The 15,194-nt window shown below is 47.0% G+C and carries 15 protein-coding genes; 7 read left to right on the forward strand and 8 right to left on the reverse strand.

Annotated features, from left to right (window positions below; genetic code table 11):
- Positions 1-25: 25 nt before the first annotated feature.
- Together NJR55_RS00140 and NJR55_RS00145 are read right to left on the reverse strand one after the other, a co-directional pair.
- Positions 26-622 carry a response regulator transcription factor gene (locus NJR55_RS00140; protein ID WP_253616734.1) on the reverse strand — a complete coding sequence of 199 codons (597 nt, stop codon included), beginning with the start codon at positions 620-622 and terminating at the stop codon, positions 26-28.
- Complete coding sequence (locus NJR55_RS00145; RefSeq protein WP_253616736.1) at positions 619-1,701, reverse strand: sensor histidine kinase; 1,083 nt, start codon at positions 1,699-1,701, stop codon at positions 619-621. Before NJR55_RS00145 ends, NJR55_RS00140 begins: the two co-directional genes overlap by 4 nt.
- A 156-nt stretch (positions 1,702-1,857) precedes the next feature.
- Here NJR55_RS00145 and NJR55_RS00150 point away from each other — a divergent pair, with 156 nt between their 5' ends.
- Genes NJR55_RS00150 through NJR55_RS00160 form a run of 3 tightly spaced genes read left to right on the forward strand, consistent with a single transcriptional unit; the run spans position 1,858 to position 4,604 of the window.
- A complete protein-coding gene (locus NJR55_RS00150; protein ID WP_253616738.1) occupies positions 1,858-2,583 on the forward strand; it encodes an ABC transporter ATP-binding protein in 726 nt (241 codons plus the stop codon).
- The gene (locus NJR55_RS00155) at positions 2,576-3,313 is read left to right on the forward strand and encodes an ABC transporter permease (RefSeq protein WP_253616739.1); all 738 of its coding nucleotides are present in this window, start codon (positions 2,576-2,578) and stop codon (positions 3,311-3,313) included. Before NJR55_RS00150 ends, NJR55_RS00155 begins: the two co-directional genes overlap by 8 nt.
- Before the next feature lie 13 nt (positions 3,314-3,326).
- Positions 3,327-4,604 carry an amidohydrolase family protein gene (locus NJR55_RS00160; RefSeq protein WP_253616741.1) on the forward strand — a complete coding sequence of 426 codons (1,278 nt, stop codon included), beginning with the start codon at positions 3,327-3,329 and terminating at the stop codon, positions 4,602-4,604.
- 36 nt (positions 4,605-4,640) lie between these two features.
- Here NJR55_RS00160 and NJR55_RS00165 read toward each other — a convergent pair whose 3' ends face one another.
- The 5 genes from NJR55_RS00165 to NJR55_RS00185 all read right to left on the reverse strand — a co-directional run bounded on the left by NJR55_RS00165 (position 4,641) and on the right by NJR55_RS00185 (position 8,848).
- Entirely contained in the window at positions 4,641-6,485 is a 1,845-nt protein-coding gene (locus NJR55_RS00165; RefSeq protein WP_253616743.1) for a hypothetical protein, read from the reverse strand.
- Positions 6,486-6,926: 441 nt separating this feature from the next.
- A complete protein-coding gene (gene ybaK, locus NJR55_RS00170) occupies positions 6,927-7,391 on the reverse strand; it encodes a Cys-tRNA(Pro) deacylase (protein WP_253616745.1) in 465 nt (154 codons plus the stop codon).
- A 9-nt stretch (positions 7,392-7,400) separates the two neighbouring features.
- Positions 7,401-7,823, reverse strand: coding sequence for a DUF3617 domain-containing protein (locus NJR55_RS00175; RefSeq protein WP_253616747.1), 423 nt, complete (start codon positions 7,821-7,823; stop codon positions 7,401-7,403).
- Positions 7,824-7,999: 176 nt separating this feature from the next.
- On the reverse strand, positions 8,000-8,338 hold the full coding sequence (locus NJR55_RS00180) for a hypothetical protein (protein WP_253616749.1): 339 nt from the start codon (positions 8,336-8,338) through the stop codon (positions 8,000-8,002).
- Positions 8,339-8,407: 69 nt separating this feature from the next.
- Positions 8,408-8,848 (reverse strand): hypothetical protein, encoded by a 441-nt coding sequence (locus NJR55_RS00185; protein ID WP_253616751.1) that lies wholly within the window; start codon positions 8,846-8,848, stop codon positions 8,408-8,410.
- 229 nt (positions 8,849-9,077) lie between these two features.
- Here NJR55_RS00185 and NJR55_RS00190 point away from each other — a divergent pair, with 229 nt between their 5' ends.
- A complete protein-coding gene (locus tag NJR55_RS00190; RefSeq protein WP_253616753.1) occupies positions 9,078-9,809 on the forward strand; it encodes a FadR/GntR family transcriptional regulator in 732 nt (243 codons plus the stop codon).
- Between the two features lie 2 nt (positions 9,810-9,811).
- Here the strand turns inward: NJR55_RS00190 and araD1 are convergent, their stop codons facing one another.
- The gene (araD1, locus tag NJR55_RS00195; RefSeq protein WP_253616755.1) at positions 9,812-10,807 is read right to left on the reverse strand and encodes an AraD1 family protein; all 996 of its coding nucleotides are present in this window, start codon (positions 10,805-10,807) and stop codon (positions 9,812-9,814) included.
- A gap of 193 nt (positions 10,808-11,000) precedes the next feature.
- On the opposite strand from araD1, the gene NJR55_RS00200 reads away from it, so the two are divergent.
- Genes NJR55_RS00200 through NJR55_RS00210 form a run of 3 tightly spaced genes read left to right on the forward strand, consistent with a single transcriptional unit; the run spans position 11,001 to position 15,194 of the window.
- Entirely contained in the window at positions 11,001-12,740 is a 1,740-nt protein-coding gene (locus NJR55_RS00200; RefSeq protein ID WP_253616757.1) for an IlvD/Edd family dehydratase, read from the forward strand.
- An 11-nt stretch (positions 12,741-12,751) separates the two neighbouring features.
- Positions 12,752-13,534, forward strand: coding sequence for an SDR family NAD(P)-dependent oxidoreductase (locus NJR55_RS00205; protein WP_253616758.1), 783 nt, complete (start codon positions 12,752-12,754; stop codon positions 13,532-13,534).
- A gap of 58 nt (positions 13,535-13,592) precedes the next feature.
- Positions 13,593-15,194 (forward strand): aldehyde dehydrogenase (NADP(+)), encoded by a 1,602-nt coding sequence (locus tag NJR55_RS00210; protein WP_253616759.1) that lies wholly within the window; start codon positions 13,593-13,595, stop codon positions 15,192-15,194.

The raw sequence follows: 15,194 nt of genomic DNA on the forward strand, positions 1-15,194 counted from the left end.
CCATTGAAAGAACACGTATAGCTGATTACAGCCAGCCTTTTTGATGAGCAATGCGAGCAGCCTCAGTCCGGTTGCTCGCATGCAGTTTATTGATTGCCTCAGAAAGGTAATTTCGAGCCGTACCTGGAGCAATGAATAACTGTTCTGCGATGGCTTGAGTGCTTAACCCCTGACTTGCCAGACGCAGTGCTTTACGCTCTTTTTCTGTCAACGGATCGCGCTCTCCAAGAGCCTGAAGAAGAAGCTCATTACTTATCACTTGCTCACCCAGACAAACCCGTTGCAACGACGCGATCAGTTCATTAATGGGCGCATCTTTTAGTAGAAAACCACGAACACCTGAGTCAATAGCTCGCTTAATATAACCGGCACGGTTAAAGGTGGTGATAATAACCGAACGAAGGTTTGGTTGTTGCTGCTGCGCCCACTGGACAAGCTCAAGACCGGAAAGGTTAGGCATTTCAATATCGCTCAACAACACATCGTAATCAGATTCTTGTAATTTTTTCTGAGCATCAACGCCATCCACGGCTTCATCGACGTGGTAATCAGACTCCAGTCGCAACAAACTTGCCAGCGCAGTTCTCACCATGGTTTGATCTTCAGCTAAAAGAATTTTCATGGCTGTTGTTCTGCGAGTTTTGGTAAGAAGAGAGCCACCTCGCACCCTTCGTTTGTTGAGATGGACATGGAGCCGCCAAGCTCTTGTATTCTCAGCTCGACGCCGCTCAAACCGTTGCCCACACTCACGTCATGACAACGACCATTATCCACAACTGTAATACAGTAGGTGTTTGCTGTTTCGTCAAAATGAATCAAGCATTGTTGACCATCGCTATGACGAATAATATTGGTTACCAATTCGGTTATCGCTAACACCAGTGCCGTTTCCCGTTGCTCGTCTATTATCGGTGGTGTACCGGTTATCTGAGTACTGAAGCCTCCGTCAGTCAAACGCTGCTCAAGTCGTCTCAGCTCAAGCGATAACCCGCCATGCTTATAACCCGAAACACTTTGCCGCACCTGCGAAAGTGTTTCGCGGGCAATCTCACTAAGCTCGGCTAACTGCTCAGAAGCTTCATCATAACGCCGCTTAGAAAGTTGTGCTTTAGCAAGATCAGACTTCAAAATAATACTGGAAAGTGTGTGTCCCAAAATATCATGCAAATCCCGCGCGATTCTCTCCCGTTCGACACTGGTTGCTAAACGCTCAATCTCTTCGGCATCGCGTTGTTGCTCTTCAGCATATTGCTGCCTCAGTCGTTCAACCCGGCCAAAAATAGAGACAGTAACGACAATGACGATGCCATAGGGCAAAAAGAGATCCCAACTGGTTCCAGGGCCAAAATGGAATGCGGCTAAGGTAAGAATAATGCCGATAACAGCTGCAAGCGCAACTCGCCAGCTATAGGCAAAGCCGACAAAAAAGCCCGCGTAACTAAAAAGAGCAATAGACCCCGGATTTAGCGGTGTCACTGCGCAAGCAATAATGTACATGCCAAGAATTGGCCACAGCATTTGCTCCCGCGGCACCGAATAACAACAGTAATAAAGGCCAATAAAAACCAGCATCGCCGCCACCATGACAGCAATTTCCCATATCTGATACGGAAAAAGCACCATCGGTAAAATGTAAAAACCGAGGTTAAAAAGGTAAATCCACGCCTGCTTTTGTTCGCGTGTCCGCTGCTTATCTGACATACCGCCGCTCTTTGCTGTTCCTCACTTTTATTATGGCCGCTACAAAGCAAGCACACCAGTGACAAATGTCATTCCTAATTGGTGACATACGCAACTACCGGCTCAAAGGCTGACTGGATAGACTGATCAACAACAGATAACTCACAAAGGTCGCCAATGAATCAGATAAACCTTAAAGTACAATCGCTTAGTAAACACTATGACGCAAAAGCGGCGCTTACTGATGTCAGCCTTACTGCTTATGCCGGAGAAGTCATTGCCGTACTTGGAAAAAACGGAGCCGGCAAAACAACCTTAATTAACAGCATACTTGGCATGCATAATTATGAGGCTCAGCATTTAGAGGTTCTGGGGACTCAGCTCAATAGTCAGCATAGGCCGTTAACCATCCGTCAGCGTGTTGGGGTTATGATGCAGCTTGGTACCTTAAACGCCAACTTGACCGTCGCCGAACAACTGGATTTATTTTGTAGCTATTATCCATCCGGCGCCACTCCGGAATTTTTACTGGAGGAGTTTGATTTAACCGGCATTGCTAAGCAACGCTTCGGAAAGTTATCAGGCGGCCAGCGCCAGCAAGTTCTGTTTGCAATCGCAGTGGCCGGAGATCCCGACCTACTTTTTCTTGATGAGCCTACTGTGGGTATGGATGTTGAAGCGCGCCACTTGCTCTGGCAGCAAATTAAGAAACGTCGGCAGCAGGGCTGCGCTTTAGTACTAACCACTCATTACATTGAAGAGGCAGAGCGACTTGCCGATCGTATTGCTGTCTTGCGGGACGGGCACATTATTGCACAGGGAACAGTCAACGAGGTTATTGCTGACCACGATTCTCTGGAGTCAGCCTATTTAAAACTTATTCGGAAACCCACTCATGCTTAATTCAACGCCGTATTTAAAAGAAAGCCACTACGACTTACTCAGCTTATGGCGCACACCCGCATTCTTTTTACCTGCCATGCTATTTCCACTCGTGTTTTACGTGTTCTTCGGTATTGTCTTTAACTTTAGTGCGGCACAAGGCGAGTACATGCTGGTTTCATACGCCTGTTTTGGCATGATGGGACCAGCGCTATTTAACTACGCAACCGCTGTTGCTAGTGACAGAACACAAGGCTGGCTTACGCTGAAACGCATTTCCCCCATGCCTCTTTCAGCGTATTTGGTCGCTAAGTTCTTTAGTAGTTTCGTTTTTGCCGCCTGCATTGCCTTGCTTTTGTTTGTTACAGCAGCACTTTTTGCCGACGTGCAATTATGGCTATGGCAGTGGAGTATACTGTTCATCGTTCTGTTATTAGGAACCCTGCCATTTGCCTTAATTGGGCTACTCATGGGTCTGTGCCTGTCTGACAAAGCGGCCCCAGCCGTCGTCAACTTAGTTTATTTACCCATGGCGTTTTTGTCCGGTCTGTGGGTGCCGATTCAGTTCTTACCAGACACCGTTCGCTACATCGCTTATGGACTTCCATCGTATCACTACTCTCAACTGGCACATGCCGTTATCGGTACAAATCAGGGCCATAACTTATGGCTACACGGGCTTTATCTTGTCGCTTTTTGTGGCGTATTAATCGCCGTAATTTATTGGCGTTATCAGCGACTCTCTCGTTAAAAGGTTTAGACAAATGAAGGTTAAAATTATCGTAGTACTCTCTATAGCCGTTATTGCTTTGACCATTCTTTCGCTGCCAACACCCCGGGAAGAAAGCACCAAAACCAGTAACAGTTTTCTTCTCGGTCCGGTTAAGATTTTTGACGGAGAAACCATATCAAAAGCTGCTTATGTTGAAGTAATCGATGGGTATATCAAAGGCTTGCACATGGAGCGACCGGACAATCAATTACGGAAAATAGATGGACAAAACCGTTGGCTGGTTCCCGGACTCATCGATGCACACGTGCATGCCTGGGGCGATGCGTTAGAACAAAGCCTGGAACGAGGCGTAACCACCGTTGTCGATATGTTTGGTCATCCAGATTTTCTTCAACAACATCGAGCCCGGAGAGCAACGACAGAGTTTAGCCGTAAGGCTGATATTTTTGGAGCCGGATTATTAATAACGGCACCGGATGGGCACGGGACACAGTATGGTATTGAGGTATCAACGCTTTCTGAACCACAAGAGGCCGAAAAGCTGATAGAGCAGCGTATTAATGCAGGTTCAGATTTCATCAAGATAGTGTATACCCGCAGCGGCGCAGAATACGCACATGCGCCATCTATCTCAGAGCAGGGTCTGCAGGCAACGATTAAGGCTGCACATGAACAGGACTATTTAGCCGTTGTTCATATTGCTGATCATGGTTCCGCGCTCGACGCCGTTAAGGCCGGAGCCGACGGTTTGGTACACAGCTTTTTTGACAAGCCTGTTTCTGACGAACTGCTCACCCTTCTAAAAATCAACGGTGTGTTTGTAATTCCAACAATGACAGTTTATGAGGGGATGCTGCGTGGCTCCATCAATGATGAAATTCTACTGAATAACGAGTCACTGGAAATAGGCGCCAGCGCAAAATCGACGCTCATCCGGAATTTCCCTAACAGCGGACGATTTCCCGCGCATTTCTATACCAACCTACTGACCAACACAAAACACATGCACGAAGCTGGTATTCCTATTTTGGCTGGTAGCGATGCTCCCAATCCTAATACTGCCCATGGCTGGTCATTATTAGTTGAACTGCTTCTTTTCCAGGAGACAGGCATGCCAACTGAAGCCATTTTAAAGTCGGCTACATCGATACCCGCGGATGCTTTTTCGCTAGCGGATCGTGGTCGCATTCGAGAAGGAATGAAAGCTGACTTTTTACTGCTTCAAGAATCGCCTTATAAGGATCTGAAAACCATATTAGCGCCACTAAAGGTCTGGAAGAATGGCTACCTAGTCGCTCAAGCCAATTAGCTATAGTACCTGAACTAGAATCTGAAAAGCATTAAATTAAAGCTCAACATCCAATTCAAAATCTACTGTTTCAGTTTCACCCTTATACCAGATTTCAAAGCTTTCGGGCTGCCCGTAAAAGTAATAGACATCTACTGGCTTGCCATCTTGTCGCGGTAAACTTAATGTACTTATTTCAGCTAGGTAACCTTGGGAATCTTTTACAAAAACATGATTACGACGCTGTACCCGCCGCGAGTCAGCGTCTTCAATTTCTCTCGGTGTAAACTCCGCGTAATCAATGGTCAGCTTATTCTCTTCAAGACTGACGCCTGCTGGCAGGTCATTTTTTGCGTAGTTGTCTTTAATGATATTGGGCGCGGTTAACACCGATATGTTTGCTCTCACGCGCGTTGGCGGCGCAGTGAAAAGCTCAGGATCATATTCCAGCCGACTAACGGTGAAGCGAAAGGCGCTGTTCTTGTCATCAATTACCGTTACCGGTTTACCGTCGGCATCAAAAAACTGAACGTCGCTACTGTCCGCTATATCGTAGCGATCAAAGATATGGATAAATAAGTCGCTTTGCACTGTCGGATAATGCAAAAACACTTGTTTCGGATGCTTTATTCCCGGGTCATGTGTAATATTGCGCTGACGAATTTCAATCTCGTTATGCATTGCTTCTGCGCTCAAATCCACATAGCTGGCATTCACCTCAGAACCACCGTTGTATATCGGCAATGTTGCCTTAACCGTCGGTAATGCATCGAAATCAATCTGCTTCGCTGGAGCTTTTTGTGCAAACGAATATACGGGTAATTCAAGTGCCTGCTTAACGTCTTTTCCTGACTCACCACCGGCTAATATCGTTACTTCGGCAGTCTCAAACGGACCATGAAATGCAAACGCACTATAAAGCGTCGAGCTTTCATCTTCGGCCATACGCTTATTTAAATCATTAAGAGCTTTCTGTGCCTCGGATTTATTGAGATTACCGTTTGCAGCCTTATTAATAAGCTTGCCTAACAGAGACTCCACGCGCTCATAATTTTTCACCGGAATTCTGTCGGTAATGCGGTTTCGGATATATCGTCCGTTCTTAGCTTTCGCTTCGCCGATAATATCCTGTTTACGCAAAGTCGTTTGAGGGGGCGTTTTAACGTCGACTTCAATGACATAAGAATAGTCATTCATTTCAACTAGGGTGATTCTGTAACCGTCTTTATCTTGAGTTTTTCCAACATCATCTGCGGTTAACTCAAACTGAATCAGCTTCTCCGGTAACTCAGTAGAGAACTCTCCCTTAATCGCTGTTGGCTGCGATGCACTCTTATTATCCAGAGCCGGCACACAATAGGCGTCACCCCGGCGGACAATGTCTCTAGTTTCCATTTCCCCTTTAGTAAAGTCCGGAATACGGAGCTTTTCGCCATTATCCAGTACCAGCGCATCAAACGTCAGTTCGTGAGCAAAAGGAAAGGAAAAGCCTTTACGCAAAGCAAAGCCGTGCCCATTGGAGTATCTCCTACACTCCATTAAATCCGTACGTTTCACTGCCAGGAGACTGCTCAGGAAGGCATCACTCATTGTCTGACTATCGTCGTAGTCGTTCAGACGCGCCAGCACAGAAGTCGAATATTCAATTTCGTAAGGCTTCATATCTAATGAGAGTGATTCCATCACTCCATAATAATTAGACTCTTCTTCCATCCATAAGAACTTAGCCAATGCTTTGTCATCAAGAGTACGGAGTTGCTTGTAGCGTGCGATATTGAGTTGTTTTCGCTGCTCTATCTGTTGCTGCATAGATACCTTTTCCTTTGGTTTCGCATCCATGTGCCACAGCAATGTTGCTAACACTACGGCGACACCGACTCCCTTCATGCCTATGCTTTTCATCCGCTTATTGCTCCCTAACCACCAACGTTTTTTCAAGTGTACCGAAATATATGAAGCCTCATCCATTTTTACTGAATTTTAACGCTGCCAAGCAAGTGACTTAACCTGCAAAAAACCGTAATACACTCATTAACGCGCTGTACGCAATAGAAGCTATGGATTTGGCGCGTCGGGGCCGGAGTAACTCAGAAATAACGACGTTTCCGCTTTGCTCTAACTTTGCGTGCCAAAAAATACAAGAAATCACCTTTAAAGAATATGTGCTGTTGGAAATAACTATATTTGAACGGATAACTGGCAACAGCAGCAGAGAGCGGCTGTATATCACATCGTTTCCATTAGAGATTTGAAACTGGCTGGTCAGGCGATCATAAGATACCAATATTTGCGTATCGCCCACCTGATGACTTTGCTGCTGGAGCCTATTAAACATGCTTTCCACTAAGTAATATTAACAAACTCACCGCTCACCAGTGTTTTTAGATCTTCAGGGTCTAATTCCATATCTACCCCCCTGCGCCCGGCGCTTATAAATACGGTGGAGTTACAAATTGCAGAGGCATCAATTATGGTTCTGAGCCGCTTTTTCTGGCCAAGCGGACTAACGCCTCCCAGAACATAACCCGTAGCACGTTCGACTTCGCTCTGAGTCGCCATTGCAGCCTTCTTTGCGCCCAAAGCTTTTGCTATCAACTTTAGGCTTAACCGTGACGAAACCGGAATAATGCCTACAGCCAATTCTTTACCATCAAGACTGACAACTAAGGTTTTGAATACTTGTTCCTGCGGAACGCCCAACTTCTCGGCAGCTTCGCCACCATAAGATTCACTGGCCGGGTCATGGGAATACTCGTGTACTTTAAAAGAAACCTTATTCTTTCTGGCTACATCAATTGCGGGAGTCATTGCATCCTCTTATTCCTCGCACTCCGACGATACCCAGGAAGCCTCGCGATAGGTCGTTACCGAGCTATCGTTAGTGGTTGTAACCTCACTGGAATAATGTTCGTTGCTGTGCACCGTAATCAGCGCATCGACGTCCGTTGTTCGTCCACCCGCTTCGCACGACGCCGCAACTTCAATTTTATCGCCATCCCGGGAGATATCCATATCCTGACATCCTATTTCATTCCAGCGTTTGCGCATTGTAGCGACCATGTCATTGCCCTCCTCGGCAGTAAGGCACTCCCGCGAATTTTTTTCTTGCGTAAGCTGCTTAGGAATTCCCTCTCCTTCCATGGAAGAAGTGACCTCCCATAAACCCGGTTTCAGATCATTAGCCAAAACCGAGGAAGAGCAGGCTAAAAGCAGCATGCCTGATAATAAAAGCCGTGACATAATTTTCTCCTTTAAGTGGGCGCACACGCCCGTTAGTCATTTTTTAGATAAAGCTTAGAATATTTAGACTAACTTGCATGCATCACACCAGCTTTAGACACAAAAATTACACTTATTTACATTTCTGGCAAAATATTGCCCAGGAAGCTCGGCCCGATCAGGCAACGAGCACTTTACTAAACATTGGGTTTAGCTTTTCGAACTTCTCTGCAAATGTCTTCGAACCTTTGTTCGTATTTCTCGGGCAGGAATTCTGTAGCCAAAGCAAAAAATTCTGACGTTTTAGTGAGCTCTAACTCGCGGGAGAAAAATAAAAGGTCTTTGCGGTAGTCTTCGTATAGGTCTTCTGCAGCGCCAAGATCACCGGCATTACGGATGCTATAGTCGGCTACCCATAAACAATAAACCAACCGCTCCCAGTCAGAGAGCCCACTGAGTCCACATTCCGCCTTTTTCTGAACGATTTCATCTCCGCAATCAATCAGCCAGCTCTCATTATCTGTCGATGCAATCATAATACCTCTGCTTAATGCGAGTACCGCGCGTTGGCGTACTCAGTCCTCTTAATCGGTATATGGTTTGGCTTACCCGCGTCTTAAAAACCAGCGGTTAAAATAGAAAAGTACAGCACCATGAACCCCGCCTACAACGGCACCGGTTGCACTCAAATAAGCTCCCATAAACAATAAGTAGATAGCGGTCTCAGCACTAAAGAAACTGGCGTTATCCAAAAGCCCTCCTGCCGCAAGAACTTGCGATGAAACACCCCAAATCAAAATTCCCAAGCCAGCAATCGCGCCCCATTTTGCACCATCTAAAACATGCCCCAGTAGCGAGGTTCTGTCTTCAACAAATAAACTCGCTAACACCGCCCCCCGCCACAACACCAAGGCAGAAGCCATGAGCAATAAAACCAAAACTACTGTTACAGCTTCCCCCCGTAATGACGGCTGGGCTAAACCAATCAAAGACCAAATAACGAAAAAGGCTATTCCATCAACCAGCCCTACAGTCCTTGGACTCATGAAGTTTCTCCAATAAACATCGTAAGGTGAACAAGCATATGTTCCAAACAGGGCTCAGCATAAGTCAAAAAAACAGAAAACATGCTACAAATATGACAATAAAGATACTTTATACTCTGGCTCCCGAACAGGAAACAAAGACATTATTGATTTCACGCGGGTTACGCTTACAGAGAAAAAACGCTAATATGAACAAAATCGCACCATCACTACATGCAAGGGAAGACACATGAAAAGCGCAACCCGAAACAGACCACAAAGTATCCACTCCTGGGTTGCTCAGGAACTGGGTTCTCGAATCGTGGGTGGCGTCTATTTGCCTGGTCAGTATATCCCTAATGAAAATGACATTGGTGCAGAGCTGGGCGTATCGCGCACGGCGCTGCGTGAAGCTTTTAAGCTGTTAACCGCTAAAGGGTTAATCGAATCCCGCCCGAAACTGGGCACAAGAGTCCGTCCGCGTAAAAACTGGAATATGTTTGACGCGGAAGTTTTGCGCTGGTGTTTTAGCAGCAACCCGGACACGAAGTTTTACATGTCGCTGTATGAAATGCGGGAAATTATTGAGCCTAATGCAGCCAGTCTGGCAGCTATGCACCGTACTGACGAGCAGTTAGCCGCATTAACTGAAGCTTATCAGGCAATGGAAGAAGCTCAAATTGGTACTGACGCTGTCTACAAAAGCGACTTGGAGTTTCACTTAGCTTTGCTGGAAGCGACCAATAACGAATTTATGGCGTCGTTAGGTGTAACCATTGAAACTGCTCTGGAAAATTCATTTCGTTTAAGCAGTGCTATAGCGGAAGAATATGTCGATTCACTACCCGGCCATAAAGCAGTGTTCATGGCCATTAAAGAACAGAATCCGGTAGCCGCCCGGGAAGAAATGCAGACGCTTTTAGTCAACGCCAGGCATGCTCTGGAGCATACGCTGGCGGAGCTACACAAAACACAGGTTTAAAGTTACAGCTTAGTAACCTTTTGAACCGGGCTTTCTTTTTCTATCTGCAATTTATTGCGCAACGGTTTACCAAAGGTATCCGCCGCAATTTCGAAAATATCACCCGCCTGAGTGCGAATGCCGTCACCAAAACTTAAGGTCGCCGTGCCATAAAAATGTATATGCGCGTCACCTGGCTGGCGGAAAATAGGATACTTAAAGTGGTGGTTCTCCAGGTTCTCAATAGTGTGAGACATATTCTCTTCACCACTTAAAAACTCTTTTTCCCACAATACTTCGTTGTCGCGGATAATGCGCGAATAGCCTTTGATATTCGCCGGTAAATCACCGACTAGAATTTCAGGGCCAATTGAACACTGTCGCAATTTAGAGTGGGCTAATAACAGGTAGTTTTCTTTTTCCGTAATATGGTCAGAAAATTCGTTACCTAATGCAAAACCAATGCGATGCGGCTGACCGTCTTTATCATTGATATATAAACCTGCAATTTCTGGTTCTTCGCCGGCGTCCAGAGCAAAATGCGGAGAGCTCAGAGCTTTTCCGGGTGCAACAACGATACTGCCATCGCCTTTATAGAACCATTCTGGCTGAGCGCCCTGCTCACCAGATTTCGGCTTGCCGTTTTGTACTCCGGCTTTAAACATTTTCATAGAGTCTGTCAGTTCGGCGTTTGAACTGTCCGAGCCTTGTGCATGCATATTTGCGCGCGTGTCAGCACTACCAAGATGCGTCAGACCTGTGCCAGTTACGAACAGATGCGCCGGGTCCTCATGACTAAACGGGCTGAGTAAGCGGTTCTCATTAATTAATTCAGCGTAAGAAATTTGCTCATCGCTTTGCAGCTTTTCTATTAACGACTCTAAACCGGTTTTCTCCTGCAGAGCTTTTTCCGCAAGCTCATAAACACTGACAACTTCCTTTAAAGGGTGAATATGCTCACCGTTAACGACACCGGCCTGTTGCTTGCCAGCCTCTGTGACGTATTGAATCAGACGCATTAGATAGGCTCCTGCTATGAATTTATACTATAAAATTTAAAAAGTAATACTATATTACCTTTTAAGCTTGGGCAATGATCGAGCCCGCTATAAATTTTTGTTAATCCTGTACAGAATTGAGTCAGCGATTGACATTCGCGGGAAGAATCGCGACCATAACGTAGTATTGTATTACTAATTAGCAGGTGTAGCCTTGAACAACGACGACAAAAATAAATCTAAACTGCGCTCCGCCCAGTGGTTTGGGACCGCAGACAAAAACGGTTTTATGTATCGTAGCTGGATGAAAAACCAGGGAATTCCTGATCATCACTTTGACAACAAACCGGTTATTGGAATTTGTAACACATGGTCGGAACTGACCCCTTGTAACGCTCATTTTCGCGACTTAGCCGATCGTGTTAAAAACGGCATTCGCGAAGCTGGTGGTATTCCGGTGGAATTCCCCGTGTTTTCTAACGGTGAGTCAAACCTACGACCAACGGCTATGTTAACCCGTAACCTGGCGGCCATGGACACAGAGGAAGCGATTCGCGGCAACCCCATTGACGGAGTGGTTCTAATGGTAGGCTGCGACAAAACAACACCAGCCTTGTTAATGGGTGCAGCGAGTTGCGACCTCCCAACGATCGTTGTCAGCGGCGGCCCAATGCTTAACGGTAAGCATCACGGTAAAGATGTCGGCTCCGGCACCCTTGTATGGAAAATGCACGAAGAATATAAAGCTGGCAATATTTCTCTACAGGAATTTATGGATGCAGAAGCCAGCATGTCTCGTTCGGCCGGTACCTGTAACACTATGGGCACGGCTTCTACCATGGCTTCTATGGCAGAATCACTGGGCGTGAGCCTGCCACATAACGCCGCTATTCCAGCGGTGGATTCGCGTCGATATGTCTTGGCTCATATGTCGGGCATGCGCGCTGTGGAAATGGTTCATGAAGATCTGAAACTGTCTAAAGTACTCACCCGTGACGCATTCTTAAATGCGATTAAAACCAATGCCGCAATCGGCGGTTCAACCAATGCGGTGATTCACCTTAAGGCCATTGCCGGCCGTATGGGCGTCGATCTGGATCTGGATGACTGGCTGGAAGGCAAAGAAGTTCCGACCATTGTTAACTTGCAGCCCTCGGGTCGCTACCTGATGGAGGATTTCTACTATTCTGGAGGATTGCCGGTTGTGCTGCGCCGTTTAGGCGAGCAAGGCATCCTCGCTAAAGACGCTTTAACAGTGAATGGGCAGACTATCGGGAAAAACGTGGAAGATGCGCCTTGCTACAACGATGATGTCATCCGCACCTTTGATGAGCCATTGTTAAAACATGGCGGAATATGCGTATTGCGCGGCAACCTGGCGCCACGCGGCGCGGTACTTAAGCCGTCAGCGGCCAGCCCTCATTTAATGAAACACCGGGGTCGAGCAGTGGTCTTTGAGAGCTTCGAAGACTATAAAGCACGTATTGCCGATCCAGATCTGGATATTGATGAAAACAGCGTCATGGTGCTCAAAAACTGTGGTCCGAAAGGTTACCCGGGAATGGCAGAAGTCGGCAATATGGGCTTACCTCCTAAAGTTCTGAAGAAAGGGGTAAAAGACATGGTTCGCATCTCTGATGCCCGCATGAGCGGCACAGCATTTGGTACCGTTGTCCTGCACGTTGCTCCCGAGGCGATGGAACTTGGTCCTCTGGCTGCGGTCGAGGAAGGCGATTACATTCAATTGGATGCCGACGCTGGAGTGCTTCAATTAGAGGTCAGCGACGAAGAGTTGAAAGCGCGTCTGGAGAAACTCAAAGCAACCCAGGTAATCGTAAAATCTGGTGGTTATTTAGAAATTTACCGGGAACGGGTTTTACAAGCCGATGAAGGCTGTGATCTGGACTTTCTGGTGGGTTGCCGCGGTGCCGCCGTACCAAAACATTCACATTAAGCAGGTGTTCAATGGCAGAGCAAAAGACATTAACGAACCAATATCCTAGCCTCAAAGGCCGTACGGTATTTATTACCGGCGGCGGCTCTGGTATTGGCGCGGCATTAGTAGAAGCCTTTGTCGCGCAGGGAAGCCAGGTGGCTTTCGTCGACATTCTGGAAGATGAATCAAAAGCGCTGGTCGAGAAAGTTAATGAACATTCTGGCTCAGGTCAGGCACATTTTTACCCTTGTAACCTGGTTGATATTGAGCACTTACGCAAAGTTGTTGAGCAAGTAAAAAGTGAACTTGGTGCCATTAGCGTACTGATAAACAACGCTGCCAGTGATACTCGTCACGACTTCCGTGATGTGACCCCGGAATATTGGGATGAGCGCATGCATATTAATCTGCGTCCTCAGTTCTTTGCAGCGCAGGCAGTGTATTCGCAAATGAAAGAGCTGGGTGGTGGTTCCATCATTAACTTTGGCTCAATGAGCTGGCACGAAAGCCAGGGCAATATGCCTGGGTATACCAGCGCAAAGTCGGCCGTACTAGGCCTGACTCGTGGCCTGGCTCGTGATATGGGCGAGGATAATATCCGGGTCAATACGCTAACCCCGGGGTGGGTTATGACGGAGCGTCAACTGTCCTTGTGGGTTACGGAAGAAACCAAAAAAGACATTGCTAAGAACCAATGCATTAACGCACCACTAATGCCCGAAAGCATCGCCGCAATGGCGTTATTTTTAGCGTCAGATGATAGCAGCATGTGTACTGCTCAAGACTTTATTGTCGATGCCGGGTGGGTGTAACAGGATATTTCGGGTCGCGCGACGCGCGGCAGAGTACCTCTAAGTAACAGGATTTATTATGACTATTACAGGTAAACAACTTATTCAAGGCGAATGGCAAGCAGGCAAAGGTGCCTCTTACCAGGCGGTTAACCCAGCTACAGGTGAAACGCTGGAGCCAACAATAAACCATGCTGACGGCAGCCAGGTTGACGCAGCGGTTGAAGGCGCAGCTAAAGCAGCTCCTGTTTATGCAGCAACGACACTGAAGCAACGCGGCGAGTTTTTACAAGCCTGTGCCGATGAAATTATGGCCTTAGGCGACGAATTACTCGACCGCTTAAAAGCTGAAACCGGCTACCCGCAGGCTCGTGTTGAAGGCGAGCGCGGTCGTACGTGCAACCAGTTAAAACTCTTCGCTAATACCATTCAAAGTGGTGAGTTCCTGGATGCACGTATTGATAAAGCAATGCCAGATCGTCAGCCTATGCCACGCGCAGACATTCGCTTTTACAAACAAGCGCTTGGTCCGGTTGTTGTATTTGGCGCTTCTAACTTTCCAATGGCGTTCTCTACCGCAGGCGGTGACACAGCTTCCGCTTTAGCAGCAGGTTGCCCGGTTATTGTTAAAGGTCACAACTCTCACGCTGGCTCGGCTGAGTTAGTTGCTCAGGCATTACAAAAAGCGGCAGACAAATGCCAAATGCCTAAAGGTACGTTCTCTTACGTAACCGGCCCTGGCAAAGATGTCGGCGCGGCATTAGTCAAAGCGGAACAAGTTAAAGCGGTTGGCTTTACCGGCTCTCACTCTGGCGGTATGGCACTATACAAACTGGCCAGCGAACGTAAAAACCCAATTCCGGTATTTGCCGAAATGGGCAGCATTAACCCCATTGTTGTCTTACCAGAAGCATTAAAAAACTCAGCACAAAGCATTGCTGAAGGCTTTGTCGGCTCTTTGACACTGGGTGTGGGTCAGTTCTGTGTAAACCCAGGCTTGGTATTAGGTATTGAAGGCGACGAGCTGGATACCTTTATTGATTCTACTGCCAAAGCATTAGCTGATGTAAACGCTGGCGTTATGCTGAATCAGGGCATTGCCGAAACTTACCAGTCAGGCCGTCAAAAACTGTCAGGCCAGCCAGGTGTTAAATCGGTTGCAACAGGCCAGCCAGTGAAAGAAGGTGAAAAAGGCTTCTGTGGGCAAGCTGAATTATTTACGGTTTCTGCATCTGACTTCGTCAAAAACCCGGAGCTTCAGGCAGAAAACTTCGGCCCCAGCTCTTTAGTCATTAAATGTAAAAATGCTGAAGAACTGAATACTGTTGTCAGCCATTTAGGCGGCCAGTTAACCGGCACGCTGCAGGCAACAGAAGGCGAACTGAAAAACTACTCTGAATTACTAAGCCTGTTACAGGATAAAGTGGGTCGTATGGTTGTTAATAACTTCCCTACTGGCGTAGAAGTTTGTGACGCGATGATGCACGGTGGTCCTTCTCCGGCATCAACAGACAGCCGCTTTACCTCTGTTGGTACCAAAGCAATTGACCGTTTTGTACGCCCTATTTGCTTCCAGAACTATCCGCATGACTTACTGCCGGACGCTCTGAAGAACGAAAACCCATGGGGCATCAGCCGTTGGATAAATGGCGAGCGCACTAACAAGGCTGTTGAGAACTAA

The sequence above is a fragment of the Idiomarina rhizosphaerae genome (assembly GCF_024159085.1).
Classification (GTDB): Bacteria; Pseudomonadota; Gammaproteobacteria; order Enterobacterales; family Alteromonadaceae; genus Idiomarina; species Idiomarina rhizosphaerae.

What these genes read in the sequence shown, in the direction of transcription:
- NJR55_RS00175 (WP_253616747.1), bottom strand. Translation starts at nt 7,823, where the DNA reads ATGTCACGGCTTTTATTATCAGGCATGCTGCTTTTAGCCTGCTCTTCC.
- NJR55_RS00165 (WP_253616743.1), bottom strand. Translation starts at nt 6,485, where the DNA reads ATGAAAAGCATAGGCATGAAGGGAGTCGGTGTCGCCGTAGTGTTAGCA.
- NJR55_RS00210 (WP_253616759.1), top strand. Translation starts at nt 13,593, where the DNA reads ATGACTATTACAGGTAAACAACTTATTCAAGGCGAATGGCAAGCAGGC.
- NJR55_RS00155 (WP_253616739.1), top strand. Translation starts at nt 2,576, where the DNA reads ATGCTTAATTCAACGCCGTATTTAAAAGAAAGCCACTACGACTTACTC.
- NJR55_RS00205 (WP_253616758.1), top strand. Translation starts at nt 12,752, where the DNA reads ATGGCAGAGCAAAAGACATTAACGAACCAATATCCTAGCCTCAAAGGC.
- araD1 (WP_253616755.1), bottom strand. Translation starts at nt 10,807, where the DNA reads ATGCGTCTGATTCAATACGTCACAGAGGCTGGCAAGCAACAGGCCGGT.
- NJR55_RS00145 (WP_253616736.1), bottom strand. Translation starts at nt 1,701, where the DNA reads ATGTCAGATAAGCAGCGGACACGCGAACAAAAGCAGGCGTGGATTTAC.
- NJR55_RS00185 (WP_253616751.1), bottom strand. Translation starts at nt 8,848, where the DNA reads ATGAGTCCAAGGACTGTAGGGCTGGTTGATGGAATAGCCTTTTTCGTT.
- NJR55_RS00180 (WP_253616749.1), bottom strand. Translation starts at nt 8,338, where the DNA reads ATGATTGCATCGACAGATAATGAGAGCTGGCTGATTGATTGCGGAGAT.
- NJR55_RS00160 (WP_253616741.1), top strand. Translation starts at nt 3,327, where the DNA reads ATGAAGGTTAAAATTATCGTAGTACTCTCTATAGCCGTTATTGCTTTG.
- NJR55_RS00140 (WP_253616734.1), bottom strand. Translation starts at nt 622, where the DNA reads ATGAAAATTCTTTTAGCTGAAGATCAAACCATGGTGAGAACTGCGCTG.
- NJR55_RS00190 (WP_253616753.1), top strand. Translation starts at nt 9,078, where the DNA reads ATGAAAAGCGCAACCCGAAACAGACCACAAAGTATCCACTCCTGGGTT.
- NJR55_RS00150 (WP_253616738.1), top strand. Translation starts at nt 1,858, where the DNA reads ATGAATCAGATAAACCTTAAAGTACAATCGCTTAGTAAACACTATGAC.
- ybaK (WP_253616745.1), bottom strand. Translation starts at nt 7,391, where the DNA reads ATGACTCCCGCAATTGATGTAGCCAGAAAGAATAAGGTTTCTTTTAAA.